Raw genomic sequence first — 22,672 nt, 5'->3', positions numbered from 1 at the left:
CGTTACCGCGTCGCTTCCGCGAGCATCCCAAACACCGAGAAAACCAGCGGTTTTCGCTCCAAATTATAGGATTCGGTGTCGCGCGCGGCGCGGACGATCTTTTCCCATACCTCAGCCAGCCGTGCAAGGCGGGGCAGATTCGCGTTGGCGTCGTCGGCGCGCAGCTTTTCGCCGATCCAGCGATCGATGCCGTCGATGAAAGCCGCCAGCGCCACCCGGTCGCTGGTGCCCAGTGCGTCGCCAAGCGCATGCAGTTCGCGCGGGTCGACCTGCGGCAGTGTCGCCAGCAGCGCCGCAGTCCGCTGTTGCAGCTTAAGCGCATCCCCGCCGAGCAGTGTCAGTGCGCGCGACACGCTCCCCTCCGAGGCATCGGCAGCCTCCGACAGCGCCGGGTCATCGGGTGCGATGTCAGCGGCCCGCGATGCCGCGCGAATGACGTCGTCGGTCGCGAGCGGCCGCAGCGGCAGCTTGCGGCAACGGGACAGGATCGTCGGCAAGGCCCGCGCCGGCGAATGGCTGACGAGCAGGAACAGCGATCGTTGCGGCGGCTCTTCGAGGATCTTGAGCAGCGCATTGGCGGCGTTCGGATTGAGCTCGTCGACGGTGTCGACGATGCAGACCCGCCAACCGTCCACCGCCGCGGTCGAGCCGAAGAACGAAATCGTCTCCCGCGTCTCGTCGACGGTAATCACGGTTCGCAACACGCCGCGATCGTTGAGACCGCGTTCCAGCACCAGCAGCCCGCCATGCGCGCCGGCGGTGACTTGGCGCGCGACGGGATCGTCCGGATCGAGCGCCAGCGTCTCGGCGCGCCGCACCGAAGGCGCCATGGGCTTGGAATTCGCGAGCACGAAGCGGGCCATGCGATAGGCCAGCGTCGCCTTGCCGATGCCCTGTGGGCCGCCGATCAGCCAGGCATGCGGAATGCGCCCGCTGCGATAGGCATTAAGCAATGCCATCTCCGCCTCGCGGTGGCCGAACAGGTCAGCCGTTTCGCGGGGATGACGGACCGCGATCTCCTGCTCGGTCTTGCGCGCGCTCATGCCGTCCCCGCCGGGCTCGGGACCGCGAACAAATGGTCGCGCAGCGCGGTCCAGACGCGCGCCGCGACCGTGTCGGCATCGGCATTGGCGTCGATCAGCACGCAGCGCTGCGGATCTTCGGCGGCAATCCGCCTGTAGGCGTCGCGCAGGTCCTGATGGAATTGGAGGTCTTCCGATTCGAACCGGTCAGGCACGCCGCTGCCGCGGCGAGCGGCCGCGCGCTGCAGACCTACTTCGACCGGGATATCCAGAATGATGGTCAGGTCAGGTTTCAGGTCGCCGATGGTGACGCGCTGCATCGCGTTGAGCACGACGGGAGAGACCTGCCCCAGGCTGCCCTGGTAGGCGCGGGTCGAGTCCGCGAAGCGGTCGCACAGCACCCACGTTCCCTGGCTGAGCGCGGGCTGGATCACCGTATGCACATGGTCGTCGCGCGCTGCCGCAAACAACAATGTCTCGGCGTCAGGCCCTAGCAGTTTACCCATGCCCGAGAGCACGAGATGCCGGATGATCTCGGCGCCCGGCGAGCCACCCGGCTCGCGGGTAACGATGGCGCGCAGCTTTGCTGCCGCAAGGCGCTCGGCAAGCTTCTTGATCTGCGTGGACTTGCCGGAGCCCTCGCCTCCCTCAAACGTAATGAACTTCCCGCGTCCGGAAGGCCGCTGCAGCGTTGCCTGGGTCATGCTCAGAGCTTCTCTGCGCTCGCGCGGAACATACCGATGACGAGCTCGCTGGCCCCGTCGATCGCGCGGCGCATGGTCGAGCCGGTGCCGACCGCTTCCGCGGCATAGACCGGCGTCTCCACGGCGATGTTGTGACCTCGCCACACTTTGACGACCCCGACCGGCTGGCCGGCCTGCACCGGCGCCCGCACCGGGCCGTTGTAAACGATCCGCGCGATCAGCTTCTCGCTGCCATTCTTCGGCACCATCACTTTGATCGGCTGGGGGCTGGCAAGCTTCACCGAGCGGCTTTCGCCGCCGAATACCTTGGCGTAGCCGACGGGCTGGTTGGCCGCGAACAGTGTGCGCGTCTCGAAATTGCGAAAACCCCATTCCAGCATCTTCTTGGCCTCGGAGGCGCGATCGTCGGGATCCTCGAGCCCGTTGATCACGACGATCAGCCGTGTGTCGTTCTGCACGGCGGAGCCGACCATGCCGTAGCCGCCCTCCTTGGTGTAGCCGGTCTTCAGCCCGTCAGCGCCGTTCAGCGAGTTCAGAAGCGGATTGCGGTTCTGCTGCCGAATCTTGTTCCAGGTGAACTCCCTCTCGCCGAACAATTTGTACATGTCGGGATAGGTCAGGATCAGGTGGCGGGCGAGTTTTGCTAGTTCCCGCACCGTCATCCTGTTGGCGGGATCGGGCAACCCGTTTGAGTTTCCGAATGTCGACTTCGTCAGGCCGAGTTCGCGCGCCCGTTTGGTCATGAAGTCGGCGGCAAAGATCCGCTCGTTGCCGGCCATGCCCTCGGCGAGCGCAATGCAGGAATCATTGCCGCTCTGGATGATCGCGCCTTTCAGCAGGTCGTCCACCGACACCTTGCTGTTGAGGATGGCAAACATGGTCGAGCCGCCGGCCGGCGCGCCGCCCTTGCGCCAGGCGTTCTCGCTGATGCGGTATTCGTCCGTCAGCTTTATCTTGCCTTCCTTGATGGCGTTGAAGACGACCTCGACCGTCATCAGCTTCATCATGCTGGACGGCGCCCGCAATTCGTCGGCGTTCTTCTCGAACAGCACGCTGCCGCTGGACGCCTCGACCAGGATCGCGGTCGGCGCGTCGCCGTCAAAGCCGCCATCTTCCTTCTTCGGCGCGCCCTGCACGCTGTTGTTGGCGGCGTACACGATCCCGCCCCAACCGACCGCGAGCGCTACGACGGCGGCCATCAAGCCGCGCCACGGGACGATGGCCGCGGCGTCGGGTTTGCGGGAAACGGAAGTCTCTGCTGCCATCGGCGATGTCCTGAATCCTTGCCTTCTAACAGTTGGAAGTATCGCAAACAACACAGGTTTTTGACTTGCCTTTTGGACTTGCCGCCGTGTCGATCGGATTGCGGCACCGGACGAAGGAACGTAGCGTGGCGAGGCTGCAATTTCCCGACAAGATACGAAAAACAGGGCGGAAACGCGATGCCATCCTCACGCACCATTTCCGCCAACGGGCTGGACTTCTTCGTTGTCGAGCAGGGACAGGGTCCGCTGGTGCTGCTCTGCCATGGCTGGCCCGAACTATCCTATTCCTGGCGGCACCAGATCCCTGCCATTGCGGCAGCCGGTTTCCGCGTCGTCGCCCCCGATATGCGCGGGTTCGGCCGGACCAGCGCACCAGAGGACGTCGGCGCCTACACCATCTTCCACAATGTCGGCGACATGGTTGCGCTGGTGGCGGCGCTTGGCGAACAACAGGCTGTCATTGTCGGCCATGACTGGGGTGCGCCGGTTGCCTGGCACGCGGCGATGTTCCGGCCTGATGTCTTCACCAAGGTCGCGGGCCTCAGCGTTCCGCCACCCTCCCGCGGACGCGGCCTGCCGCTCGAAACCCTGCGGAACAACGGCATCACCAATTTCTACTGGCAGTATTTTCAGGCGCCGGGCGTAGCCGAGGCCGAGTTCGAGCGCGATGTCGCCGCGACAATGCGAATCGTGCTGGCCGGACGCGGGTTCTCCGATCCGGCGGCCCATCAATATGTTCAGGAGGGCAAGGGATTCCTCGCCGGCGCCGATCCGAACCGGCCGTTGCCGAACTGGCTGACCGAGGCTGACCTCGCCTATTTCGCAGCCGTCTACCGGGACTCCGGCTTTCGCGGCGGGCTCAACTGGTATCGCAACATCGACCGCAATTGGGAACTGACTGCGCCGTGGCAGGGCGCGCAAATCCACCAGCCGTCCCTGTTCATCGCGGGATCGAAGGATGGCGTCATCACCGGGCTGATCGGCGCCAAACTGGTCAAGGAGATGGAGCGCGTGCTGCCGAACTTGCGGCAGAAACTTATTCTCGACGGGGCCGGCCACTGGATTCAGCAGGAGCGGCCCGACGAGGTCAACACGGCGCTGATCGACTTCCTGAGGGGGTGATTTTGTTTGACGCGTTTTCTTGACGCGAACCGGAGCCACCTCGGATCAAGTCCGGGGCAGGCTTTCGCTCGAAAACGCTATCTAATACAGCCCGCGCCCGCTCAGGACTTCGCTTGGACCCCGTGGATCGACCGGCAGGTAGGCCTGGCTCGGAGCCGCATAGCTGGCATCATTCTCGTAGGACACGGCGCGGGGGTTTTCCGCGGCGCGCCCGCGCGAGCGGCTGGAGGCCGACATTTCCGAAGTCGCATTAGTCGAGGCGTAGTCGGCCGAGGTATTACCGAGGCTGTAGGGCCGCCCTTCGGGCATCGGAACTTCGCCCCGGATTCGGCTCGCAGACGACGGCATTTCGGGCACAAACGGACGGGCCGAAGCGACCCGAACCGTGGACGGCGACGGCGCCGGTTCGCCGGTCCGGAGCGTTGCCAGCAACTGGCGGTCGTCGGAACCCTCCAGCGGCGCCCGGCCGACATATTCAACGCGGACCTTAGCGACGCCATTTGCTTTGAATTCAAGGAGTTCCGCGGCCTTGTTCGAGACGTCGATGAGGCGGTTGCCATGGTAAGGGCCGCGGTCGTTGACCCGCACGATCAGCGATTTGCCGTTCCGGACGTTGGTGACGCGGGCGTAGCTTGGGATCGGGAGCGTCGGGTGGGCAGCGGTCAGCGAGGCCATGTCGAAGACTTCGCCATTGGCGGTCAGCCGGCCGTGGAAGTCGTCGCCATACCAGGAAGCCATCCCCTCGGCGCGATAGTTCGGATCCTCTTCCGGCACGTAGACCCGGCCTGCGACGGTGTAGGGCTTGCCGACGCGGTAGGTTCCCCCGCCCTTCGGCACGGCTTCCCCAAGCGCCACCACGCGAGGGCTCGAGGAGACGCCATATTTGGGATCGACGCGACTGGCGAATTTGCTGGACGAGGCGCAGTTGGCAAGGAGAAGGCACGTTGCCACGGCAACCGTACCACGCGCCGCCAGGACGATCGTTTTTGGCCGTCGAATCCCCATCGCCCCAATTACCATTTTCAGCGGCCGACCGCCTACGTTGAAGCGTTGCGGCCTTGCCTCACGATGCGGCCCACCTCCGCATCACGTCGTGAAGATATCGCAACCGGAACACGGCGGAAATGGGGTCTGCGCCTGCGTGGTGAATGAATGGTTGCTTTGCGTATCCGTCGATTTACGGGATTTCACTATCGATAATTGGCAAAAGACGCCTCGCCCGCACCACCTCTTGTGCCGCATTCAGACAATCTGTTGCACTAAATCATCACTCACGACCGATCTGCGATTTTAGCCTGTGAATCTTTTTGACTGTGCAACGGTGGAGTCGTTCTGTGGATCGCAGGGGCGCAAAGGATTTGTGCGATGATCGAGACGGTTACAGCGGTGATGGGCCTGGTGAGCGCAGGCATTTTCCTTGCCCATGCGTTTGAAGGCTATCGTTCCAGAGCTTGAGGTTTGAACGCTTGGCGGTTCGGGGGGACCGCCGGCTTCAGACAGAGAAATAGCCTGGTAGTTCCGGCCAGGGATTCGGAAAGCTTTAATAAATTCGAGCGAGCATCTGAGTGGTAGGTGTATCATGCGCAACCACGACATTGTCTCCAACGGATTTCTTGCCCTGACCACGGCCAGCTTCGTGCTCCTGTGCTCTAGCTTGCTGGCTGTTGCGTTCGGCTAAACAAGCGTCCGAACCAATTGCGGCAACGGGTGCCGGGACGATGCGATCCCGGTCAGAATTGGCATCGGCCTGACGAACCGCCGGCGAGCGTATCGCGGCTGATGCCGCCTCCAAAATTTCGTGGCGCGTGTAAAGGGCTCCATACAAAACGCCTGCCAGATCGTAGCGGCGGCCCCTTTGAATTACCTCTGCATCACCGGTGGCGCTCTCGTCGCTGGTTTCTTCCAAAATGACGCCACGGGGTGCGCATCGGAGCCACGTTCGCATTGCGTTCGAGCCAGCCCTACGCTAAGCGACTGAGATTCCTAGTCCGGAAGGGTGGCCGAGTGGTTTAAGGCACCGGTCTTGAAAACCGGCGTGCCTGCAAGGGTACCGTGGGTTCGAATCCCACCCCTTCCGCCAGTCCAGTCCTTTGTCCAGCCCCGGAATTGCGAACGCCGCCAGTAGCCGATCTTACGCCCGAAATGGCGGCGAGCGTTCTGAGTAAATCGCTCTTCGATCGCATGATGCGGACCTGCGTCCGCGGGCTACAAGGCTTCGGCCACAAGGGCGCCCGGCCGGGCCCTCGCCTGCAGCCGGGACACCGCCTCGGCCAGCGGAACGTCGGCCTGAGAGCCGTCGCGTTCGCGCAGGCTCACCCGGCCGTCCCTCATCTCGCGCCCGCCGACGACAGCCATCACCGGCACCGCCATTTCATGCGCCGCCACGATGCGCCGCGAGAGGGTATCGGCGCCGTCATAGGCAACGGCCCGGATCCCGGCATCCTCGAACGCCGCCAGGACGTCCGCGCCGTATCCGGCCTGGTCTTTCGAGATCGGCGCGACCGCGACCTGGTCCGGTGACAGCCAGAACGGAAGCACGCCGCCATGGTGCTCGAGCAGGATCGCGATCATGCGGCCGAGCGATCCGAAGATGGCGTGGTGGATCATCAGGGGCCTCGCGCGGCTGCCGTCGGGGGCGACGTAGGACGCCTCGAGCCGCTGCGGCAGCACGCCGTCGAGCTGCACTGTGCCGCACTGCCAGGATCGTCCCAGCCGGTCGCGCAGCGCGAATTCCAGCTTCGGTCCGTAGAACGCACCTTCGCCGGGGTTGATTTGAGGCGCGAGGCCGCAACGCCGCGCGGCATCGCGAGCTTCGCCTCCGACCAGTCCCAGGTCGCGTCGTCGCCGGCGCGCACCGCCGGCCGCGTCGCCAGCGCCACCTCGTAGTCGGGAAAACCGAGGTCGCGGTAGGCCTCGCCCAGCAGGGCGATGAAGCACGCGACTTCGCCCTCCAGGTCCTGCTCGCGGCAGAACACATGCGCGTCGTCTTGCTCGAAGGCGCGCGTGCGCATGATGCCGTGGAGCGAACCGGAAGGCTCATTGCGGTGGCAAGCGCCGAACTCGGCATAGCGGATCGGAAGCTGCCGCCACGAGCGCAGCCCCCTGTTGAAGATCTGCACGTGGCACGGGCACGACATCGGTTTCAGCGCCATCGCCGGCTCGCCGTCGTCGACCCGGAACATGTGCTCGCCGAACTTGTCCCAGTGGCCGCTGCGGCCCCAGAGCTCCTTTGGCAGCAGCTGTGGCGTCCGGACCTCGGCATAGCCGGCTCGGCGCATCTTGCGCCGGACATAGTCCTCCAGCACCCGGTAGACCGCGTAGCCGCGCGGATGCCAGAACACCATGCCCGGCGCATCTTCCTGAAGGTGCCAGAGTTTGAGCTTCACGCCGAGATTTCTGTGGTCGAGATCGTCCATGGCTGTGTTCCTTGTGATGGAAAAAAAGCGCGGACGGGGACCATCAAAAACCAGAAAAGGCCCCGTCCGTCGCCGGCGGGGCCTTTTCTGGGTGAAGTACGCTTGTCTCTAGCGCGCGCAACCAGCAGGCGATCCGCCGTAAGCGGTCGCCGTGGTGGTCAATGCGGCTGATAGAAGCTTATTCATGTTCGGTATATGGCGGTAAAGCGCTGAGGCGTCAACGCCAGCCGCTTGGCGTCGCGGAATATGGATGATGCGCGGGGACATCAAGACTCCTGTGGCGGATGATCCGTCTCCTTGGTCAGAATGCCGGTCTGCCCTAGCGACGTCCGGTCCCGGTCGATGGTACCGGTACTGGTTCTTCTGAAGCCGGCTCGTCATCGGCGATCGCGCGCCAGCCCGCCCCTTCGAGGTCGTCGTATTGGCCGTTCTTGAGCGACCAGAGAAAACCCATCAGGCCGATGGCGCCGAGCGTCAATGCCAGCGGCACCAGAAACACCAGAACTTCCATCAGGAAAACTCCCTCACACCGCGATGCGCGCGCAACGCGTTTAAGATGACCAGCAACGACGAACCCGACATCGCAGCTGCGGCGACCAGCGGCGTTGCGAGGCCCGCAATTGCGAGCGGCACCGCAAGCAGGTTGTAGCCCGCAGCCAGCCACAGGTTCTGCCGCATCAGCCGCAGTGCCTTTCGCGAGAAGCCTATTGCCGTGACGACGGGCGCGAGGCGATCGCCGAGGAACACCAGATCGGCGGTCGCTTGGCTCAAATGGGTGGCACTGACCGGTGACATCGAGACGTGCGCGGCGGCAAGCGCCGGCGCATCGTTCATGCCGTCGCCGACCATCAGGACCTTGACGCCCCGCCGCTTCAATTCCTCGATACGGACAATCTTGTCCGCCGGCGTGACGCCCGCGCGCCATTCATGAATCCCGAGCGTCTCAGCCGCATGGCGTACGGCAGGCTCGCGATCGCCGGACAGAATTTCGACTTCAATCCCGGCCTTCAGGAGCGTGGATATGGCGCCGGCCGCATCGGCGCGCAGGCGCTGCCGCACCGCAAAGACATGCCGCGTTTCGCCGTGACGGAAGGCGACGACAGAAGCCTCGGGATCCCGGCACAGGATTTCGTTGGCGATCAGGTCCGCGCCGCAAAACGACGGCCTGCCCAGCCGGACTTCGAGCCCGTTGACGGAGCCACGCACGCCCTGGCCTGCTATCTCCTCGACCCCGGCTAGCGGCGCCTTTGCTCCGGAGGCCCGTGCCACCGCGGCGGCGACGGGATGATGGCTGGCAAGTGCAAGACGCCCGGCGAGTTCGAACACGTCGTTCGGAACATCGGCGGCATTCGTGACGTCGAGCTCCGGCAAGGTGAGCGTTCCCGTCTTGTCGAACACGACGCGATCGACTTCGGCCATCCGCTCGATGGCATCGCCGGAATTGAGCAGCACGCCGGTCCGGAACATGGCGCCCGAGACGACGGTCTGCACCGCCGGGATCGCCAGTCCGAGCGCACAGGGACAGGTAATGATGAGAACCGAGATTGCGGTGACAATGGCGTCGTGCCAGGTAGCGCCGTAGGCCGCCCAGCCCAGCATGGTCAGAAGCGCCGCCGCATGCACGACGGGGGCATAGAGCCGTGATGCGCGGTCGGCGAGTTGCACGTAGCGGGAGCGCGATTGTACGGCGTTGTCGAGCAGCCGGCTGATCTCCGCCAGCAACGTGCCTTCGGACGCCGCCGACACCCTCACCCGCAAGGCGCCCGACAGATTGAGCGTGCCCGCATAGACGGCAGTGCCCGGCCCCGCCTTTACGGGCAAGGTCTCACCGGTGATCAGGCTCTGGTCGATCTTGGACTGGCCCTCGATCACGGAGCCGTCGACGGCGGAGCGCTCGCCCGGACGCAAGAGGACGATGTCGCCGGCCTGCACGGCGGCAATCGGCACGACGCTGATTTCGTCGGTGCCGACGAATTTCGTCGCGGTCTCTCCCTTGAGCGCGGCAAGGTTTCCGGCCACCGCGCGAGTCTTGCGACGCATGCTTTGATCGAGATAGCGGCCGGCCAGCAGGAAGGCGAGCAGCATCAGCGCGGCGTCGAAATAGGCATGTTCGGCGTGGTGAATCGTCTCAGCCACCGACATCGCAAGCGCCAGCACAATGCCGATCGAGATCGGCACATCCATGTTGGTGCGGCGCGCCCGCAAGGCGCGCAGTGCGGACCTGAAGAACGGCTGTCCCGAATAGGCCGCCGCAGGCAAAGCAATCAGCGCCGACAGCCAGTGGAAGAAATCGCGCTGCTCCGGGATCATGTCGCTGACATTGCCGGACCATACGGGGATCGACAGCATCATGATGTTCATCGCGGCAAAGGCGGCGACGCCGAGACAGCGGAGCAGGAAGCTCGCCTGCTCGGTCTCCACCGCTTCGGCGCGGACCGGCTCGAACGGATAGGCCTTGTAGCCAAGCTCTGCCAGCCGGTCGATGAAACGGGCCGGGTCGAGCGTGCCCTCCTTCCATTCCAGCGCCACGCGGCGGTCGGTCAGATTGACACGCGCCAGCGTCACGTCCGGAAGCGCGGAAAGCCCGCGCTCGATCTTCGACATGCAGCCGGCGCAATTGACGCCCTCGACCGCCAGATCGATATGCGACAGCCCCGATTCGAGATGCCGGACATAATGTGAAAAATCTCGCGTCGCCTGCATGATCCGGCCTTCCTAGTTCAACAACACGCGGTTCTTGGACAGAAACAGCCGCTGTCCCGCCGAGACGCCTTCGAGCACCAGATCCCACTGACCCGGCGCGATGGCTTCAGCGCTTCCCCGATAGATGCCAATCCCGACTTCGGCGAGCGCTACCGGCAGATCGGCGCGCCGGTCAGTCGGCCGCTCGAACCGGCCCTGAAAGGTCAGGCCAGACATCGGCCGGCCAGAATTGTCGCGCGCTTCGACCCGCAGCGTGGCCCCGCCCTGCCCGCTGCGCTCGACATGGGCATCGACCTTCCAGTTGCGCGCGCTCTGGGCGCGGGCGGTGGCGATCTCCTTCTCGTAGGCGAGGCTGGCGCTGTAGGCGCTATCGACCTCCGTGCCGGGCAAGGTCTGGATCGCAAGCCGCATCATGACGAGGTTGACCCCGATCACGACGCCGAAGAAGGCGACCATCATGAAGAACACCATGCGTCCGGTGATGGGTCTTGACGGCCGCTCCTGGCTCATATGATTGCTCCTCAAGGGTATCATGGCGCCACGAAATGATCGGTGGCGGAGGCAACCTCGCCGAGCCCGATATCGGTAACGCGGAAATGCACGGGGACGGATTTCTCGGGATTGTTCTCCGCGGGCGCCGTTACCAGCAGCCGCAGTTCGGTGGTCGTATCACGCGCCAGGATGATCATGGGCCGGTCCTGGGTCACGGAATCGGCGCCGACGACGTGGAGCGTGGCGTTGACCGGGCCATCCACGTCGATCGCGATGACGCGGTCGAAGCCGCGCTTGTTCAGGAGGCGGACGGTATAGGCATTGCGGATCGATCCGTCGGAGAGCTTCACCGCGACCGGATTGCGGTCATGAAGCACGTTGATGTCGAGCAGCGAGCGCGTCAGCATCGCATAGAGCATGATCGCGCCGACGGCGGCGATCATCGCGGTATAAATGATGGTGCGCGGCCGCACGATGCGGTAGATCGGCGGCTTGCCTTCCTGCCGGCGGTGAATGTTGATGTCGTTATCGTAGCCGATCAGGCGGGTTTCCCGACCGATCTTGGTCATCACGGTGTCGCAGGCATCGATGCACAGGCCGCACTGGATGCAGTCAAGCTGCGGCCCGTTGCGGATATCGATTCCGGTCGGGCACACCGCGACGCACTGATAGCAATCGATGCAATCGCCGACCGGCTGGCCGAGCGCGCGCAATTCGTTCGCCTTCTTCAGCGACGTGCGCGCCTCGCCGCGATCGTATTTGTAGGTGACGTTGAGCGCCCACTCGTCGGTGAGGGCTGCCTGAATGCGCGGCCACGGGCACATGTAGACGCAGACCTGCTCGCGCATCCAGCCGGCGAAGATATAGGTCGTCGCCGTCAGTATGGCGATCCAGACATAGGCGATCATCGGCGCCTGGAAGATGACGAGCTGTTTGACCAGCGTCGGCGCGTCGTTGAAATAGAGCACCCAGGCGCCGCCGGTCCACCAGGCGATCATCAGCCAGATCGAATGCTTCAGCAGGATTTCGGCAAAGCGCTCGAGCTTCATCGTGCCCTTGGCGGCGTCTTTCCGCATCCGCTCGCGGCGGTCGCCCTCGATCATGCGCTCGACGGCATAAAACAGATCGGTCCAGACCGTCTGCGGGCAGAGATAGCCGCACCAGATGCGGCCGCCGACCGCGTTCATCAAGAACAGCGTCAGCGCGGCGACGATCAACAGCCCGGTGAAGTAGTAGACTTCCTGCGGCCAGAGCTCGATGAAGAAGAAATAGAAGCGGCTGTTCGGCAGATCGACCAGCACCGCCTGGTCCGGCGCACCCAGGCCGCGATTCCATCGCACGAACGGCAACAGGTAATAGACGCCGAGGCAGAACGCCATCAGCCCCCATTTGGTTCGGCGGAAGGTCCCGGAAACGCTCTGCGGGTAGACCTTCTTCTGGGCCGCATACAGCGGCCCATCGTCTTCAAGTTGCAGGTCGGTCGGGTTCACGGTCTTGTTCATCGCTGGATTGAGCTCGCGTCTGGAATTCACCCTAGACCCGGCGCCGTGCCCCCGCTTGATCCATCTCAAACAGGATGGAAACTGCCGTACTTACCGGCTATTTTCCTCCGCCGAGCGAGTGGACGTAGACCGTCAGCGCCTTGATCGTGGACGGGTCGAGTCGGCTAACCCAGGCCGGCATCACCCCGGTACGGCCGTTGGTGATGGTCTCGACCAGCGTCGCCTCGTCCGAACCGTAGAGCCAGATCTTGTCCGTGAGGTCGGGCGCACCGAGTTCCTGGTTCCCCTTGCCGTTGTCGCCATGGCAGGAGACGCAATTGTCGGCGAAAATCTTCGCGCCGACAGTTGCGTTGTAGCCCGCGGCCGTCGGCAGTCCCGACAGCGACCGGACGTAATTGGCGACGGTAACGATCTCGTCCTTCTTGAGCACCCCCTCCTTGCCGAACGCCAGCATGGCGCTCTCGTGGGTCTTCGGATGCCCGGAACGCGCTCCGAACTGGATCGTCTGCATGATCTGGTCGAGGCTCCCGCCCCACAGCCATTCGTCGTCGTTCAGGTTGGGATAGCCCTTGGCTCCGGCGCCGCCGCTACCGTGGCAAGGCGCGCAATTGTCGCCGAACACTGTCTTGCCGCGCGCCCGGGCCAGCGCCAGCAAGGCGGGATTCTTCTCGATCTCCTCCAGCGGGGCGGCGCCGAGCGCAACCATCTTGTCGCCGCGGATCTTTTCCAGATTGGCGAGCTCGGTGGCGACCTCGGCGCGCGTGGAGTAGTTCCAGATGCCGGTCGTATGGCTCCAGAGCAGCGGCCACGCCGGATACACGATCCAGTAGCCGATCGCCCAGAGAATGGTCGCGTAGAATGTGATCACCCACCAGCGCGGCAGCGGTGTGTTGAGCTCCTTGATGCCGTCCCACTCGTGACCTGTGGTCGACCTTCCGGAAACGTGATCGATATCGCTGTGTTCGGTCATGATCGGCTCACTCCTCGCGCAAAGGCATTTTCGCGGCTTCGTCGAAGACGGCTTTGTTGCGCGGCCAAAGGGCATAGCTTACGATGGCGATAAAGATTCCGACGAAGATCGGCGTCCAGAACGTCGTGACGAGGTCCGACGCAATGTTATGGACAGTGAGAATTGCTTTCATCGTTCTGCCTTCTCAGCGAAGATTTGCTTTTTCGTTGTAAAGCTTGAAGTCGACCAGCGTGCCGAGCATCTGCAGGTACGCGACCAGCGCATCCATTTCGGTCGGAGCGCCGCTCTTTCCGTCGAAATTGCGGGCAACCGCCTTCGGGTAACGCTTGGTGAACGCATCCACGCCGGCATTATCAGGGTCGGCCTGCGCCTTGAGATCGGCGACGGCGTTGGCAACCTGATCGTCCGTATAGGGCACGCCAACGGTGCGGTTGGTGCGCAGATGGGCGGCGACACCAGCCTCGTCGATTTCCGTCTGCGACAGGAAGGCGTAACCCGGCATCACCGATTGCGGCACGATCGCGCGCGGATTGTTCAGATGCGTGACGTGCCATTCGTCGGAATACTTGCCGCCGACGCGCGCCAGATCGGGACCGGTACGCTTGGAACCCCACTGGAACGGATGGTCGTACATGCTCTCCGCCGCGAGCGAGTAATGGCCGTAGCGCTCGACCTCATCGCGTAGCGGACGAACCATCTGCGAGTGGCAGAGATAGCAGCCCTCACGGACATAGACGTTGCGTCCGGCAAGCTCGAGCGGCGTGTACGGCCTGACGCCGTCGACCTTCTCGATCGTGCTCTTGAGATAGAACAGCGGAGTGATTTCGACGAGACCGCCGATCGCAATCACCACGAGGATTCCCGCGACCAGGACGATCGAGTTCTTTTCGAAGATTTGATGCCGTGTCCAGAAAGACATTTGAGCGCTCCTCATTCCGCCGGCTGAAGAGCGACGGGCGATTGCACTTCCGCTTCGCCTGCGTGCACCGTCATCCAGAGATTGTAGGCCATGATCAACGACCCGATCAGGAACAGCGCTCCGCCTGCGGCGCGGATGATGTAGAAGGGATGCATCGCTTCCACGGTTTCGATGAAGGAATATTCGAGGAAGCCGAGCGAGGTGTAGGCGCGCCACATCAGGCCTTGCAGGATTCCCGACACCCACATCGCCGAGATGTAGAGCACGATGCCGATGGTGGCGGTCCAGAAGTGCCAGTTGACCAGTTTCAGGCTGTAGAGCCCCTTGCGATCCCACAACCATGGAACCAGGCAGTACAGCGCGCCGAACGAAACGAAGCCGACCCAGCCCAGCGCACCCGAATGCACGTGGCCGATGGTCCAGTCAGTATAATGGCTGAGCGAGTTCACGACCTTGATTGACATCATCGGCCCTTCGAAGGTCGACATGCCGTAGAAGGCGACCGACACGACCAGCATGCGCAGCACGGGATCGGTGCGAAGCTTGTCCCACGCGCCCGACAGCGTCATAAGGCCGTTGATCATGCCGCCCCATGATGGCATCCACAGCATGATCGAGAAGGTCATGCCCAGTGTCTGCGCCCAGTCCGGCAACGCGGTGTAGTGCAGATGGTGCGGACCGGCCCAGATGTAGAGGAAGATCAGCGCCCAGAAGTGGATGATCGACAGCCGGTAGGAATAGATCGGCCGCTCGGCGCGCTTCGGAATGAAGTAATACATGATGGCGAGGAAGCCGGCGGTCAGGAAGAAGCCAACTGCGTTATGTCCGTACCACCACTGGAACATGGCGTCCTGGACCCCGCCCCAGGCGATATAGGACTTCGAGCCGAACACCGAGACCGGCAGCGCGGGATTGTTGCCGAGATGAAGCACGGCGATGGTGACGATGAAGGCGAGATAGAACCAGTTGGCGACGAAGATATGCGGCTCTTTTCGCTTGATGATGGTCACCAGGAAGACCAGCAGATAGACCACCCAGACGATCGTCAGCCACAGATCGGCGTACCATTCCGGCTCGGCATATTCCTTGGACTGGGTGATGCCGAGCAGATAGCCGGTGCCGGCGACCAGGATGAAGAAATTATAGCCGACGACGACGAACCAAGGTGCGAGATCGCCCGCCAGGCGCACGCGGCAGGTCTTTTGCACGACGTAGAACGAGGTTGCGATCAGCACGTTGCCGCCGAAAGCGAAGATCACCGCCGATGTGTGCAGCGGCCGCAGACGGCCAAAGCTGGTCCACGGCAGGTCGAGATTGAGCGCGGGCCATGCGAGCTGGGAAGCAATCAGCAGCCCAACCGCAAACCCGGCGATTCCCCAGAACACCGCCATCACAGCCGAAAACTTGATCGGGCCCAGATTGTAGTTGGGCCGGCCGTTGATTTCCTGCGGCGGCAGCGACGTGCGCGCAAAGTACCGGTTCCCGATTACGATGACGGCCGCCAGGCTGGCGGCGCTCGACAGGAAGGCATGAAAGGCAAACGGCGCATCCTGCGCATTGGCCGCAGCGAACAGGCACAGAAACGCCGATATCGAAAAGACCAGCACGAGACCGGCCTCGCCGTGTGTCATCGATTTTGCGGTTTGAGATTGGGTCATGGGCGGGCTTCTCTTTTGCGAATGCGCTGCACAATGATCACAGCTTCGCGATCGGCGATTTGATCGAAGTCAAACTTCGGTTGTTTTGCGTACTGGAAAAAATGATTAGAACCGCGCCAGTTCAACCATCGCTTCAGCAGCAGGACGGCCCAATTGGTAGGCACGCCTGCATTCCTGCGGATGCGTCTTCTGATTCGGGCGTGCGCAGCGCGCTGATACGCTGTTGGGAAACTTCAAGATTCGTCAGGTGCGCCTCGACGACCGCGGCGGAAGGCCTGCGTCCGGTCAGCAGCCCGTAAAGTTCCGGATGCGAGAGATCGAGATCCCGCGCCATCTGCTCGAACTCCGCGCGCGTCATTTTTTTCAATCGGGCCGATCGCCCGAATCTGGCGGCGATGGCCTGGGCCCAGCGACCAATCGCGCTGATGCCAATTAATCTTCCCGTACTGGCGGATATGATCGTCACAAGGAGGCCTCACAGGATCAGCGGCCACCAAAGCGCAACCCAACGGCCGACACCTTGATGTGAATCAAGCCAGATCGGGCTCGTCAGACAGCCTTGCTGAATCGCGCGGTATCGGCGCGGGTATGGGGATCGAACACGGCCGCAATGACGCGAATGATCGAACGGCCCGATTCGGTGGCCGTCACGACACGGTCCTCGATCCGGACCAGACCATCGCGGACCAGCGGCTGCAGTAACGCGAACTCTTCAACGAACGCCATATCCGGCGCAGTCACGTCGAGATCGGCCTGAAACTGGCACATCAGGCTTTCAATGGTGCGGGCGCGCTGCCTTTCGGCCGCATCCAGCCGGCAGCCGCGTGACGGCGCGAGGCGGCCGGCCGAGATCGCGCGAACATAGCTCGGCACATCGGAAATATTCTGGACGTATCCATCCCGGAATCTGGAAATCGAAGATGCACCAAGACCGATGAGGGTCTCTCTTGCATCGTCGGTATAGCCCTGGAAATTGCGATGAAGCCGTCCCGAAATCGCGGCGTGGGCCAGTGCGTCGCCGGGCCTTGCAAAATGATCGATGCCGATCTTCAGAAAACCATGGCGCAGGAACTCCTCGGCGATGATCCCGGCCTGATCGATTCGTTCCTCGATGTCGGGAAGCGTGCTCTGGTCGATGCGCCGCTGGTTGGCCTTCAGACGCGGCATGTGAGCGTAGCCGTAGCAGGCGATGCGGTCCGGTAACAGAGCGGCCACGATCTCGCAGGTCTTTCGGAGCGAGGCGATGGTCTGCAGCGGCAGGCCGTAGATCAGGTCGAAATTCAGATTCTGAATGCCGGCGCCACGCAGGCGCGTCACGGCCGCCTCGACGTCCTGCATCGGCTGCCACCGGCCGATCGCCGCCTGCACCAACGGATTGACGTCCTGCACGCCAAGGCTGGCACGGTTGACGCCGAGCGCCTTCAGGCCTTCCGCCAGGCCCTGTGTCACATATCTCGGATCGAGCTCGATGGCATGTTCGTAACCGGATTCGAAGACGAAGCGGTCACGCAGAGCCTGCATGACCGAGGCAATGCCGTCCGTGCCGAGGATGCTCGGCGTTCCGCCGCCCCAGTGCAGCCGGGCGATCCGCAGAGGCGCCGAAACGACGTCGCTGACGAGGGCGATCTCGCGTTCGAGCGCCTCCCGGTAGGCCGCGATGACATCGTCACGCAGCGCCTTTTTGGTGTTGCAGCCGCAGTAGAGACAGAGTTCGCGGCAATACGGTACGTGCAAATAGACCGAAACGGCCTCGGTCGTGTCGATATCAACAAGCCACCGGCGCTGGTCGGCGGCAGCAACGTCGGTCGTGAATTCTGCCGCCGTCGGATAGGACGTATATCGCGGCACCTGAAGTCTGGCGTAACGGCGGACGATTTCGCTCACAGCAGCACTCTCTTCCTGTAGACGATCCCGCCCGGGGAGCGCCTGATATCAGAACGCCCGGCGTTTCGAACTGGACTGCTCGGTCAGTTGTTTCGGGCGGGTCTGCATGTCACCCCAGGCCAGCACCGCTGCAAAAACCACGAACATCGCGACGACGCAGACGGAAACAATCAACGAATCGACGGGCATGGGGCTGACCTCCTGTGACGGAGGAAACATGCCCATGCACCTTCATTCCGGCTTTGACCTGAATCAAATTGATCGTGGCAGCGCTGGAATTTTCAAGCCGCAGCCATGGCCGCAGCCCGGCTCGCGTCCAGCAGACGGACACCGCCCGCGACGATGATGAGCATCTTTTCGCGCTCGAACCGGGTCAGCGTCCGGCTCACGGTTTCGATCGTCAGCCCCAGATAATCCGCGATGTCCTGCCGGCTCATCGGCAGCGCAATGGTTTGCCGCTCGTCGCCGATCTGGGCCAGCCGCTCCCGCCATCCGATGAGGAAGGACGCAACCTTCTCCTCCGCGGTGCGTCGGCCCAGCAGCAGCATCTGCTCCTGCGCCAGCATCAGTTCCCGCGCCGCAAATTCGTTGATCCGAATCAGAAAGTGCGGCCTCTCTTCAATGAAATGCGTGAACGCTTCTCTGGAGAGGCGGCACACCGTCACGGAGTCGATGGCGTCTGCCGAGAAGCTGTAGCGATCGGACGGCGCCGTGCCGAGAAAGTCGCCCGGCAGTGCGAAACCGATTACCTGACGCCGCCCATCCGGCAGCAGCTTGTACAGACGCGCGATACCCGCGGTCAGACTGTGGACCGACTGCGCAACCTGCCCCGCCGTGAACAGCGCCTCATTGGGCGCGAGATGAATGTGGCGGGCGATCCGCTCGAACTCGGCAAGGTCGGCCTGGTCCAGCACGCCGCAGATGCTGAGCGAGCGGACGGTACAGGCCGAACAGCGGCCGAAGCTTGCCCGATTCGGAGAGATGGTTCGTATCATTGCCCCTGCCCGTTCGAGCGCCGGATTGACGCCCTGCCTCCCGGCCATGGCAGACCGTCGGAGATATATTTCATTCTAGCCAATCCATGGTCCGCTGATTGATCCAGATCAAACTGGCCGGCGATTAAACCTTCACATTATAATTCTGGGCTGGAAAACCGCACTTTTCCACGGAGTTGAAGCTGCAATGATTGGACGAATTTTGGTGCCGCTGGCGTTTACGCTCATTACCCTGACGCCGGCTGCAGCAGCTTCGCCTCAGGAGCAACGCGGCAAGACCTTCGCGCTCAACAACTGTGCGAAGTGCCATTCGATCGACAAGGTTTCGCCGAGCCCACTCAAGATCGCGCCGCCGTTCCGGACACTGCACACGCGTTACCCGATCGAGACGCTCGGAGAGGCGCTGGCCGAAGGCATCTACACCGGGCATCCGACGATGCCGGCCTTCCAGCTCGAGCCGGACCAGATCGGTGATCTGCTGGCGTATCTGAAGACGCTTGAATAGGCGGACCTCAGCAAGCCGGTAACGAGCGCCGAGGCAGGCACCTGCCTCGCCTAGTACGCTTGCACCGTCCAGGCGATCATGTTCTTTGCAATCCTTCCGAACGCTTCGCTGAATGCAGCGACGGCTTCGGCCGGCGCGACATTCGCAAATTTCTCGCGTTCTTCGAACAGCCGCGAGGCGACGACCTTGCCGTTCTTGTCGACGATCCTGGCCGACAAGCCGATCTCGGCTGCCGGCCCGGACTCGACGGCGATGCGGAACCGCCTGACATCGATCAGCAGCTGGAATTCGGTCTGCCCGACATCGGCCATGCGCAGCGGCGCATGCGCGATGTCGTAATTCTCAAAACTCTCTATGAGCCGCGCCTGGATCAGTTTCGGAAGTGCATCGGCCCACATCGCCTCCGCGAATCCCGGGTATTCCTGCGCCGGCGAGAACAGGAAGCGCTGCGTCTCCAGCATCGCAACCGCCGTCGGCTCCGGGATCGCCCATTGCACGTTGATGACCTTGCCCACGGGCCCGGGATTTTGCAGCGCGCGCAGATCATAGGTGATCTTTGGCGGCGGGCTGGTGACGCCGGTCATGCGTTCGAGGCCGGCGACGATGCCGTCGAGCTTGCCGGTGTTGCGCGCCAGGCCTTCCGAAAACACCTTGAAATTGGTAATCGTGTCCTTCAACGCTTCCGAATTCTCCGACAGCACCGTATCGACCTTACGCAGCGCATCGCGTGCGGCCTGTGTCATGCCCTGCCCCGCACCTGGTTCGGCGACGAGCGTCGGCACCTCGCCGCTTTTGGCGACCAGCGTGCCGCCTTCGAGTGCGATCACGGGCACGCCGGTCAGACCCTGAAACTCCAGACCGACCTTGGTGTCGGCACGGACCGGCGTCGTCGAAGCGACCGAAATCGTCGCATTGACGCCGCGCGGGTTGCCGGGCGCAAGGCCGAGCTCAGTCACCTCGCCGACCCGAATGCCATTGAACAGCACAGCCGCGCCGACAAGGAGTCCGGGCACGGAGCCCTCGAACTGCACGTGATAGCTGGAGCGCGGGCCGAGCCCGCCGGTGTTCTGCAGCCAGTAGACGAAGCCGAACACGGCGACGATGGCCGCCAGCACGAAAGCGCCGACAATGACGAAGGGAGCGCGGGTTTCCATCTCTTAGCTCGCTTTGGGTTGCAGCATCTGGGAGCGCTTGCCGTGAAAATAGGCCCGCACCCAGGGATGCTCGGATTGAAGCAATTCGCGCATCGGTCCGATGGCGACGATCTTGCCGTCGGCCAGCGCCGCGACGCGGTCGCAGACGGTATTGAGGCTGGCGAGGTCATGGGTGACCATGAACACGGTCAAACCCAGCGTCTTCTGCAGTGTCTTGATCAAGGCGTCGAAATCGCCGGCGGCGATCGGATCGAGCCCCGAGGTCGGCTCGTCGAGAAACACGATCGCCGGATCGAGCGCGAGCGCACGCGCCAGCGCCACGCGCTTGGTCATGCCGCCGGATAGTTCGGAAGGAAACTTGTCCCCGTCCTCCGGCTTGAGCCCGACCATTTCGAGCTTGGCGGTCGCGATCTCGTCCATCAGGGCGTCCGACAGCACGAGATTCTCGCGCAACGGAAACTGGATGTTCTGCCGCACCGTCAACGATGAGAACAGCGCGCCCTGCTGGAACAGGATGCCCCATCGCCCGGCCGCGCTCCGTGTGGTGCGGTCGTGATTGATCGGCGAGCCCATCACCTCGATCTCTCCGCTCTGCCGCGGGATCAGGCCGATGATGGTCCGCATCAGCACCGATTTGCCGCCGCCGGAAGCGCCGACCAGGCCGAGAATCTCACCACGGCGGACGTCCAGCCCGAGGTGATCGATCACGACGTGGCGGCGGAAGCCGACCACGAGATCGCGCACACGAATGGCAAATTGTTCGGCGGCTTCCTGCATCGCTACATTCCGATCGATGCAAAGAACACCGCAAACAGCCCGTCGAGCACGATGACCAGGAAGATCGACTTGACGACCGACGTGGTGGTCTGCTTGCCGAGCGACTCCGCGCTGCCCTTCACGCGCAGGCCTTCGCTGCAGGCGACGATGCCGATCACCAGCGCCATGAAAGGCGCCTTGATGATGCCGACCTCGAAATGAGTGACGGATACGGCGTCATGCAGCCGCGCAAGGAAGATCGCCGGCCCCATGCCGCCGTAGAACCAGGCAACCAAGCATCCGCCGTAGAGCGCCGCCATCGAGCCGATGAAGCTCAGAATCGGCAGCGCACAGATCAGCGCCAGGATCCGCGGCAGCATCAGGACTTCGATCGGGTCCAGTCCCATGGTCGAAAGCGCGTCGATCTCCTCGCGCATCTTCATCGAGCCGAGTTCGGCGGTATAGGCGCTGCCCGAGCGCCCGGCGACCATGATGGCGACGATCAACACGCCGAGCTCACGCAGCACGAGAATCCCGACCATGTCGACAACGTAGGAATCCGCACCGAACTTTCGGAAATGGAAAATGCCCTGCTGCGCGATGATCGCGCCGATCAGGAAGGTGATTAGCACGATGATGGGTATGGCCTGCCATCCGACCCGATAGAGCTGGTAGGTCAGCGACGTCAGCCGCAACGATCGCGGCCGGCGCAGGACGCCCAGGATAGCTATGCATAGTGCACCCAGCATCTGCAGGAATGCGGCGACGTCTTCTCTTGCACCGATGGTCGCACGGCCGATATCGCTAAGCTTTGCCACGGCGGGATTGCGCGCCGGAGCCGGCGCCGGCGTGCGCCGGTTGACCTGACGAACCTCGTCGATCAGGCCGGTGTAATTGTCGGCGACGCCAACGGTATTGGCGCGATGGCCGGCGGAAGCGACCCGCCGCGACATCTTTTCGAGCAGCCAGGCCCCGAGCGTATCGAGTTCGCGCACTTCGGCCATGTCGACCTTGACCAGGCCGGCTCGATCGAGCTGCGGCGCAACTTCGTCGGAAAGCTGTTCAAGCGTAGCGGCGTTCGCCGCTGTCCACGAGCCGCCTGGACGCAACTCAAGCGTATCGCCCGACGGGGTCGCCGTTAACAGGGGTGCAGTCGCCAAGATGATATTCCCACAATTGCAGAGCGTTTTTTCTAGGCCGCGTGCGCAGCACCGATGTTGACCTGCCTCAAGGCGACATTGTGGCTCGAACAAGGTTGACCCAAATCAAGCGGTACCGCGGCCGCCTCACCTAGAGTTTACGTCGTCCGACGATGGGAATGACCGCGATATGTTCAAATCGAGCGAATTGGGAGATGAGCTGCAGGCGCTCAGGATCGAAATGTCTCGGCTCCTGGATATGCCTGGCAACGACATGTTCGACGCTGCGAGGAGCCATACCGAGGCGCTGGCCGAACAGATCAAGGCCGCCTTGAACGAACTCGGCGAGACCTTGGGACAGGAAGAAGAGCATGTCGAGAAGCTGATCGCGGAGCGGCCGATTGCGGCGCTGGCATCCGCCTTCGCGCTCGGCGTCGCTATCGGTTTCATGCTGAGGAGGCACTAA

At 63.1% G+C, this 22,672-nt stretch carries 25 protein-coding genes and 1 tRNA gene; 4 read left to right on the top strand and 22 right to left on the bottom strand.

Going from position 1 to position 22,672, the window contains the following annotated elements:
- Positions 1-2: 2 nt before the first annotated feature.
- From JQ624_RS24585 to JQ624_RS24575, 3 genes are read right to left on the bottom strand one after another with little or no spacing between them, the layout of a single operon-like run.
- The gene (locus JQ624_RS24585; RefSeq protein WP_212421496.1) at positions 3-1,043 is read right to left on the bottom strand and encodes a DNA polymerase III subunit delta'; all 1,041 of its coding nucleotides are present in this window, start codon (positions 1,041-1,043) and stop codon (positions 3-5) included.
- A complete protein-coding gene (gene tmk / locus JQ624_RS24580; protein ID WP_212421495.1) occupies positions 1,040-1,726 on the bottom strand; it encodes a dTMP kinase in 687 nt (228 codons plus the stop codon). The genes JQ624_RS24585 and tmk overlap by 4 nt, the downstream gene beginning before the upstream one ends.
- 2 nt (positions 1,727-1,728) lie before the next feature.
- Entirely contained in the window at positions 1,729-2,991 is a 1,263-nt protein-coding gene (locus JQ624_RS24575) for a D-alanyl-D-alanine carboxypeptidase family protein (protein ID WP_212421494.1), read from the bottom strand.
- A 177-nt stretch (positions 2,992-3,168) separates the two neighbouring features.
- Here JQ624_RS24575 and JQ624_RS24570 point away from each other — a divergent pair, with 177 nt between their 5' ends.
- On the top strand, positions 3,169-4,113 hold the full coding sequence (locus JQ624_RS24570) for an alpha/beta fold hydrolase (RefSeq protein WP_212421493.1): 945 nt from the start codon (positions 3,169-3,171) through the stop codon (positions 4,111-4,113).
- An 81-nt stretch (positions 4,114-4,194) separates the two neighbouring features.
- Here JQ624_RS24570 and JQ624_RS24565 read toward each other — a convergent pair whose 3' ends face one another.
- Together JQ624_RS24565 and JQ624_RS24560 are read right to left on the bottom strand one after the other, a co-directional pair.
- Positions 4,195-5,118: a septal ring lytic transglycosylase RlpA family protein gene (locus tag JQ624_RS24565; protein ID WP_212421492.1), complete on the bottom strand. Its 924-nt coding sequence runs from the start codon at positions 5,116-5,118 to the stop codon at positions 4,195-4,197.
- Between the two features lie 535 nt (positions 5,119-5,653).
- The gene (locus JQ624_RS24560; RefSeq protein WP_212421491.1) at positions 5,654-6,019 is read right to left on the bottom strand and encodes a hypothetical protein; all 366 of its coding nucleotides are present in this window, start codon (positions 6,017-6,019) and stop codon (positions 5,654-5,656) included.
- An 84-nt stretch (positions 6,020-6,103) separates the two neighbouring features.
- Between JQ624_RS24560 and JQ624_RS24555 the strand changes: the two genes are divergently transcribed.
- Positions 6,104-6,193: transfer RNA gene (locus tag JQ624_RS24555), tRNA-Ser, on the top strand.
- Between the two features lie 125 nt (positions 6,194-6,318).
- Here the strand turns inward: JQ624_RS24555 and JQ624_RS38735 are convergent.
- From JQ624_RS38735 to JQ624_RS24490, 14 genes are all read right to left on the bottom strand, one after another.
- Positions 6,319-6,825, bottom strand: a complete 507-nt coding sequence (locus tag JQ624_RS38735; protein ID WP_283816961.1) for a His/Gly/Thr/Pro-type tRNA ligase C-terminal domain-containing protein — start codon at positions 6,823-6,825, stop codon at positions 6,319-6,321.
- Entirely contained in the window at positions 6,720-7,529 is an 810-nt protein-coding gene (locus JQ624_RS38730; protein WP_283816959.1) for an aminoacyl--tRNA ligase-related protein, read from the bottom strand. Before JQ624_RS38730 ends, JQ624_RS38735 begins: the two co-directional genes overlap by 106 nt.
- A 319-nt stretch (positions 7,530-7,848) precedes the next feature.
- Entirely contained in the window at positions 7,849-8,040 is a 192-nt protein-coding gene (gene ccoS / locus JQ624_RS24545; protein WP_212421490.1) for a cbb3-type cytochrome oxidase assembly protein CcoS, read from the bottom strand.
- A complete protein-coding gene (locus JQ624_RS24540; RefSeq protein WP_212421489.1) occupies positions 8,040-10,232 on the bottom strand; it encodes a heavy metal translocating P-type ATPase in 2,193 nt (730 codons plus the stop codon). Before JQ624_RS24540 ends, ccoS begins: the two co-directional genes overlap by 1 nt.
- Positions 10,233-10,244: 12 nt before the next feature.
- Entirely contained in the window at positions 10,245-10,742 is a 498-nt protein-coding gene (locus JQ624_RS24535; protein WP_212421488.1) for a FixH family protein, read from the bottom strand.
- A gap of 20 nt (positions 10,743-10,762) precedes the next feature.
- Complete coding sequence (gene ccoG, locus JQ624_RS24530) at positions 10,763-12,226, bottom strand: cytochrome c oxidase accessory protein CcoG (RefSeq protein WP_212421487.1); 1,464 nt, start codon at positions 12,224-12,226, stop codon at positions 10,763-10,765.
- A 97-nt stretch (positions 12,227-12,323) separates the two neighbouring features.
- Positions 12,324-13,196, bottom strand: coding sequence for a cytochrome-c oxidase, cbb3-type subunit III (ccoP, locus tag JQ624_RS24525; RefSeq protein WP_212421486.1), 873 nt, complete (start codon positions 13,194-13,196; stop codon positions 12,324-12,326).
- Between the two features lie 7 nt (positions 13,197-13,203).
- Positions 13,204-13,368 carry a cbb3-type cytochrome c oxidase subunit 3 gene (locus tag JQ624_RS24520; protein WP_212421485.1) on the bottom strand — a complete coding sequence of 55 codons (165 nt, stop codon included), beginning with the start codon at positions 13,366-13,368 and terminating at the stop codon, positions 13,204-13,206.
- A 12-nt stretch (positions 13,369-13,380) separates the two neighbouring features.
- A complete protein-coding gene (gene ccoO / locus JQ624_RS24515; protein ID WP_212421484.1) occupies positions 13,381-14,115 on the bottom strand; it encodes a cytochrome-c oxidase, cbb3-type subunit II in 735 nt (244 codons plus the stop codon).
- 11 nt (positions 14,116-14,126) lie between these two features.
- Positions 14,127-15,746: a cytochrome-c oxidase, cbb3-type subunit I gene (ccoN, locus tag JQ624_RS24510; RefSeq protein WP_409334369.1), complete on the bottom strand. Its 1,620-nt coding sequence runs from the start codon at positions 15,744-15,746 to the stop codon at positions 14,127-14,129.
- Between the two features lie 160 nt (positions 15,747-15,906).
- Positions 15,907-16,239, bottom strand: coding sequence for a hypothetical protein (locus JQ624_RS24505; RefSeq protein ID WP_212421482.1), 333 nt, complete (start codon positions 16,237-16,239; stop codon positions 15,907-15,909).
- Positions 16,240-16,322: 83 nt separating this feature from the next.
- Positions 16,323-17,657, bottom strand: a complete 1,335-nt coding sequence (hemN, locus tag JQ624_RS24500; RefSeq protein WP_212421481.1) for an oxygen-independent coproporphyrinogen III oxidase — start codon at positions 17,655-17,657, stop codon at positions 16,323-16,325.
- Positions 17,658-17,705: 48 nt separating this feature from the next.
- The gene (locus tag JQ624_RS24495) at positions 17,706-17,846 is read right to left on the bottom strand and encodes a hypothetical protein (RefSeq protein WP_212421480.1); all 141 of its coding nucleotides are present in this window, start codon (positions 17,844-17,846) and stop codon (positions 17,706-17,708) included.
- A 92-nt stretch (positions 17,847-17,938) separates the two neighbouring features.
- Positions 17,939-18,652, bottom strand: coding sequence for a Crp/Fnr family transcriptional regulator (locus tag JQ624_RS24490; RefSeq protein ID WP_212421479.1), 714 nt, complete (start codon positions 18,650-18,652; stop codon positions 17,939-17,941).
- A gap of 187 nt (positions 18,653-18,839) precedes the next feature.
- Here JQ624_RS24490 and JQ624_RS24485 point away from each other — a divergent pair, with 187 nt between their 5' ends.
- Entirely contained in the window at positions 18,840-19,157 is a 318-nt protein-coding gene (locus JQ624_RS24485; protein WP_212421478.1) for a cytochrome c, read from the top strand.
- Between the two features lie 50 nt (positions 19,158-19,207).
- On the opposite strand, the gene JQ624_RS24480 is transcribed toward JQ624_RS24485, so the two are convergent.
- The 3 genes from JQ624_RS24480 to JQ624_RS24470 are packed head-to-tail and all read right to left on the bottom strand — an operon-like array spanning position 19,208 to position 22,227.
- Positions 19,208-20,311: an ABC-type transport auxiliary lipoprotein family protein gene (locus JQ624_RS24480; protein WP_212421477.1), complete on the bottom strand. Its 1,104-nt coding sequence runs from the start codon at positions 20,309-20,311 to the stop codon at positions 19,208-19,210.
- A gap of 3 nt (positions 20,312-20,314) precedes the next feature.
- Positions 20,315-21,088, bottom strand: a complete 774-nt coding sequence (locus JQ624_RS24475; protein WP_212421476.1) for an ABC transporter ATP-binding protein — start codon at positions 21,086-21,088, stop codon at positions 20,315-20,317.
- Between the two features lie 2 nt (positions 21,089-21,090).
- Positions 21,091-22,227 carry an MlaE family lipid ABC transporter permease subunit gene (locus JQ624_RS24470; RefSeq protein WP_212421475.1) on the bottom strand — a complete coding sequence of 379 codons (1,137 nt, stop codon included), beginning with the start codon at positions 22,225-22,227 and terminating at the stop codon, positions 21,091-21,093.
- A gap of 169 nt (positions 22,228-22,396) precedes the next feature.
- Between JQ624_RS24470 and JQ624_RS24465 the strand changes: the two genes are divergently transcribed.
- Positions 22,397-22,672, top strand: coding sequence for a hypothetical protein (locus tag JQ624_RS24465; protein WP_212421474.1), 276 nt, complete (start codon positions 22,397-22,399; stop codon positions 22,670-22,672).

The organism is Bradyrhizobium sp. AUGA SZCCT0283 (genome assembly GCF_018130385.1).
Lineage (GTDB): Bacteria > Pseudomonadota > Alphaproteobacteria > Rhizobiales > Xanthobacteraceae > Bradyrhizobium.
This window is presented reverse-complemented; position numbering and strand designations above follow the sequence as displayed.

What these genes read in the sequence shown, in the direction of transcription:
- JQ624_RS24585 (WP_212421496.1), bottom strand. Translation starts at nt 1,043, where the DNA reads ATGAGCGCGCGCAAGACCGAGCAGGAGATCGCGGTCCGTCATCCCCGC.
- tmk (WP_212421495.1), bottom strand. Translation starts at nt 1,726, where the DNA reads ATGACCCAGGCAACGCTGCAGCGGCCTTCCGGACGCGGGAAGTTCATT.
- JQ624_RS24575 (WP_212421494.1), bottom strand. Translation starts at nt 2,991, where the DNA reads ATGGCAGCAGAGACTTCCGTTTCCCGCAAACCCGACGCCGCGGCCATC.
- JQ624_RS24570 (WP_212421493.1), top strand. Translation starts at nt 3,169, where the DNA reads ATGCCATCCTCACGCACCATTTCCGCCAACGGGCTGGACTTCTTCGTT.
- JQ624_RS24565 (WP_212421492.1), bottom strand. Translation starts at nt 5,118, where the DNA reads ATGGGGATTCGACGGCCAAAAACGATCGTCCTGGCGGCGCGTGGTACG.
- JQ624_RS38730 (WP_283816959.1), bottom strand. Translation starts at nt 7,529, where the DNA reads ATGGACGATCTCGACCACAGAAATCTCGGCGTGAAGCTCAAACTCTGG.
- ccoS (WP_212421490.1), bottom strand. Translation starts at nt 8,040, where the DNA reads ATGGAAGTTCTGGTGTTTCTGGTGCCGCTGGCATTGACGCTCGGCGCC.
- JQ624_RS24540 (WP_212421489.1), bottom strand. Translation starts at nt 10,232, where the DNA reads ATGCAGGCGACGCGAGATTTTTCACATTATGTCCGGCATCTCGAATCG.
- JQ624_RS24535 (WP_212421488.1), bottom strand. Translation starts at nt 10,742, where the DNA reads ATGAGCCAGGAGCGGCCGTCAAGACCCATCACCGGACGCATGGTGTTC.
- ccoG (WP_212421487.1), bottom strand. Translation starts at nt 12,226, where the DNA reads ATGAACAAGACCGTGAACCCGACCGACCTGCAACTTGAAGACGATGGG.
- ccoP (WP_212421486.1), bottom strand. Translation starts at nt 13,196, where the DNA reads ATGACCGAACACAGCGATATCGATCACGTTTCCGGAAGGTCGACCACA.
- JQ624_RS24520 (WP_212421485.1), bottom strand. Translation starts at nt 13,368, where the DNA reads ATGAAAGCAATTCTCACTGTCCATAACATTGCGTCGGACCTCGTCACG.
- ccoO (WP_212421484.1), bottom strand. Translation starts at nt 14,115, where the DNA reads ATGTCTTTCTGGACACGGCATCAAATCTTCGAAAAGAACTCGATCGTC.
- ccoN (WP_409334369.1), bottom strand. Translation starts at nt 15,746, where the DNA reads ATGACACACGGCGAGGCCGGTCTCGTGCTGGTCTTTTCGATATCGGCG.
- JQ624_RS24495 (WP_212421480.1), bottom strand. Translation starts at nt 17,846, where the DNA reads ATGCCCGTCGATTCGTTGATTGTTTCCGTCTGCGTCGTCGCGATGTTC.
- JQ624_RS24490 (WP_212421479.1), bottom strand. Translation starts at nt 18,652, where the DNA reads ATGATACGAACCATCTCTCCGAATCGGGCAAGCTTCGGCCGCTGTTCG.
- JQ624_RS24485 (WP_212421478.1), top strand. Translation starts at nt 18,840, where the DNA reads ATGATTGGACGAATTTTGGTGCCGCTGGCGTTTACGCTCATTACCCTG.
- JQ624_RS24480 (WP_212421477.1), bottom strand. Translation starts at nt 20,311, where the DNA reads ATGGAAACCCGCGCTCCCTTCGTCATTGTCGGCGCTTTCGTGCTGGCG.
- JQ624_RS24475 (WP_212421476.1), bottom strand. Translation starts at nt 21,088, where the DNA reads ATGCAGGAAGCCGCCGAACAATTTGCCATTCGTGTGCGCGATCTCGTG.
- JQ624_RS24465 (WP_212421474.1), top strand. Translation starts at nt 22,397, where the DNA reads ATGTTCAAATCGAGCGAATTGGGAGATGAGCTGCAGGCGCTCAGGATC.